The following is a 3,663-nucleotide window of genomic DNA, read 5'->3' as shown; positions in this document are numbered from 1 at the left end:
ATTGTAAAGAGAAGATTTGTTCGAACTTCATGAGCCGAAAGGTTCGTGATTTGTCGCGGGAGACGCTCAATCTCCCGCATATGATGGGTTTGCCTAACCGCGCCCTCGAACCGATCTCGAGAAGCTGGTCTTTTTGTGCTGATATCATCGGGTTAAATCCCGCACAGGATTTACCCAGGCGACAATCCCTTCGGGATTGCGCGGATGTTGACCTCGAGAGGGGAAGGCTGAAGCGACAATCTCTTCGAGATTGCGCAGGTGAGTATTGGCAATGAGAACGATCAAGTGTCTTAAGGGCAATTGGTGGATGCCTTGGCATGCACAGGCGATGAAGGACGTGATACGCTGCGATAAGCTACGGGGAGGTGCGAATACCCTTTGATCCGTAGATTTCCGAATGGGGAAACCCACCTAAGGTACTTGGAAAATCAGAGCAGCAGGGTGACTTGCTGCTGTGGTTTCCAAGTATCGATAATAGGTAACTTACCCTGAATAAAATAGGGGTAAAGTGGCGAACGCGGGGAACTGAAACATCTAAGTACCCGTAGGAAAGGACATCAACCGAGACTCCGGAAGTAGTGGCGAGCGAACCCGGACCAGGCCAGTGGCGATTGAGAGACAAGCGGAACCTTCTGGAAAGTAGGGCCATAGTGGGTGACAGCCCCGTACGCGTAATGCAATCAATCGTCCTCGAGTAAGGCGGGACACGTGAAATCCTGTCTGAAATTGGGGGGACCACCCTCCAAGCCTAAGTACTCGTGCATGACCGATAGCGAACTAGTACCGTGAGGGAAAGGTGAAAAGCACCCCGACAAGGGGAGTGAAAGAGTACCTGAAACCGATTGCCTACAAACAGTGGAAGCCCAAGGTTCGTCCTGGGTGACCACGTACCTTTTGTATAATGGGTCAGCGACTTAGTGTGACGAGCAAGCTTAAACCGATAGGTGTAGGCGCAGCGAAAGCGAGTCTGAATAGGGCAATTCAGTTCGTCGCATTAGACCCGAAACCGAGTGATCTAGCCATGAGCAGGTTGAAGGTAAGGTAACACTTACTGGAGGACCGAACCCATAACTGTTGCAATAGTTCGGGATGACTTGTGGCTAGGGGTGAAAGGCCAATCAAACTCGGAAATAGCTGGTTCTCCGCGAAATCTATTTAGGTAGAGCGTCGACCGAATACCCCAGGGGGTAGAGCACTGGATGGGCTAGGGGTCCTCACCGGATTACCAAACCTAACCAAACTCCGAATACCTGGGAGTACTAGTCGGCAGACACACGGCGGGTGCTAACGTCCGTCGTGAAAAGGGAAACAACCCTGACCTACAGCTAAGGTCCCCAAGTTATGGCTAAGTGGGAAAGGATGTGAGGATCCCAAAACAACCAGGATGTTGGCTTAGAAGCAGCCATCATTTAAAGAAAGCGTAACAGCTCACTGGTCTAAATAAGGGTCTTTGCGCCGAAAATGTAACGGGGCTAAAGCCATACACCGAAGCTTAGGGTTTGGTCCGCAAGGGCCAAGCGGTAGCGGAGCGTTCTGTAAGCTGATGAAGCCATACCCGTGAGGGGTGGTGGAGGTATCAGAAGTGCGAATGCTGACATGAGTAACGTAAGGGGAGTGAGAGACTCCCCCGCCGAAAGACCAAGGGTTCCTGCTTAAAGCTAATCTGAGCAGGGTTAGCCGGCCCCTAAGACGAGGCGGAAACGCGTAGTCGATGGGAACCACGTTAATATTCGTGGGCTTGGAGGTAGTGACGGATCATTGAGGTAGTCCAATCTTATCGGATTGAACGGGCTGCTGCGTGGTTCCAGGAAATAGCTCCTCCTTATAAACCGTACCCGAAACCGACACTGGTGGTCTGGTAGAGTATACCAAGGCGCTTGAGAGAACTATGCTGAAGGAACTCGGCAAATTGCACGCGTAACTTCGGAAGAAGCGTGACCCTTTTCCACGCAAGTGGAGGAGGGTGGCACAGACCAGGGGGTAGCGACTGTTTATCAAAAACACAGGGCTCTGCGAAGTCGCAAGACGACGTATAGGGTCTGACGCCTGCCCGGTGCTGGAAGGTTAAGAGGAGGGGTGCAAGCTCTGAATCGAAGCCCCAGTAAACGGCGGCCGTAACTATAACGGTCCTAAGGTAGCGAAATTCCTTGTCGGGTAAGTTCCGACCTGCACGAATGGCGTAACGACTTCCCCGCTGTCTCCAGCATAGACTCAGTGAAATTGAATTCCCCGTGAAGATGCGGGGTTCCTGCGGTTAGACGGAAAGACCCCGTGCACCTTTACTATAGCTTTACATTGGCATTCGTAGTGGCATGTGTAGGATAGGTGGTAGGCTTTGAAACCTGGGCGCCAGCTCAGGTGGAGCCATCCTTGAAATACCACCCTTATCACTATGGATGTCTAACCGCGGCCCGTTATCCGGGTCCGGGACAATGTATGGTGGGTAGTTTGACTGGGGCGGTCGCCTCCTAAAGAGTAACGGAGGCGCGCGATGGTGGGCTCAGAACGGTCGGAAATCGTTCGCTGAGTGCAATGGCATAAGCCTGCCTGACTGCGAGACTGACAAGTCGAGCAGAGACGAAAGTCGGTCATAGTGATCCGGTGGTCCCGCGTGGAAGGGCCATCGCTCAACGAATAAAAGGTACGCCGGGGATAACAGGCTGATGACCCCCAAGAGTCCATATCGACGGGGTTGTTTGGCACCTCGATGTCGACTCATCGCATCCTGGGGCTGGAGCAGGTCCCAAGGGTATGGCTGTTCGCCATTTAAAGCGGTACGTGAGTTGGGTTCAGAACGTCGTGAGACAGTTCGGTCCCTATCTGCCGTGGGTGTAGGAATATTGAAAGGATCTGTCCCTAGTACGAGAGGACCGGGATGGACGGATCTCTGGTGGACCTGTTGTGGCGCCAGCCGCATAGCAGGGTAGCTATATCCGGACGGGATAACCGCTGAAGGCATCTAAGCGGGAAACCCACCTTAAAACGAGTATTCCCTGAGAACCGTGGAAGACGACCACGTTGATAGGCCGGGTGTGGAAGAGCGGCAACGCTTGAAGCTTACCGGTACTAATAGTTCGATCGGCTTGATCGTTCTCATTCCTTATGCTCACCGCTCCCAAAAGGGAGCGTGAAAAAAGCACAACAAAGACCAGCGAAACAGCCTTGAGAGGCACCCGACAGCTCCGCTGCCGACGTCTCTCCATGCGCCTTCGCCAAAAGCTTCTCGAATAACGTGCGTTTTGCCGACCTGGTGGTTATGGCGGAGCGGCTGCACCCGATCCCATTCCGAACTCGGCCGTGAAACGCTCCAGCGCTGATGGTACTTCGTCTCAAGACGCGGGAGAGTAGGTCGCTGCCAGGTCTGCTAAACGCACGTTACACAATCTTCTCAATACAGGGCCCGCCAACGGGAAACCTCGGGCCGCACAAAGCGGCCCTTTCCATTGGCAAGCTCGATACTGCCAAATCGCTAACGCGATCGGCAGAGGCCAAATCGCTAACGCGATCGGCAGAGGTGGCGCGGGGTGGAGCAGCCCGGTAGCTCGTCAGGCTCATAACCTGAAGGTCACAGGTTCAAATCCTGTCCCCGCAACCAAATTCAAAATAGCCCGGTTCAAGCCGGGCTATTTTTGTATCTAGCTTATGGTTGCTGTGTCGAAGCGA

The 3,663-nt window shown here is 53.5% G+C and carries 1 protein-coding gene, 1 tRNA gene and 2 rRNA genes; all 4 read left to right on the top strand.

What is annotated here, in order from left to right; genetic code table 11:
- On the top strand, positions 1-275 hold a 275-nt coding region (locus tag ABVQ20_RS40080), incomplete at its 5' end, for a hypothetical protein (protein WP_354465357.1).
- A gap of 4 nt (positions 276-279) precedes the next feature.
- Positions 280-3,091 (top strand): 23S ribosomal RNA (locus ABVQ20_RS40075).
- Between the two features lie 155 nt (positions 3,092-3,246).
- Positions 3,247-3,361 (top strand): 5S ribosomal RNA (gene rrf, locus ABVQ20_RS40070).
- 157 nt (positions 3,362-3,518) lie between these two features.
- Positions 3,519-3,595: transfer RNA gene (locus tag ABVQ20_RS40065), tRNA-Met, on the top strand.
- Positions 3,596-3,663: the final 68 nt, after the last annotated feature.

This window comes from Mesorhizobium shangrilense (genome assembly GCF_040537815.1).
Lineage (GTDB): Bacteria > Pseudomonadota > Alphaproteobacteria > Rhizobiales > Rhizobiaceae > Mesorhizobium > Mesorhizobium shangrilense.
Note: the sequence above shows the minus strand (reverse complement) of the source record. Positions and strands in the feature narration are given on the sequence as shown.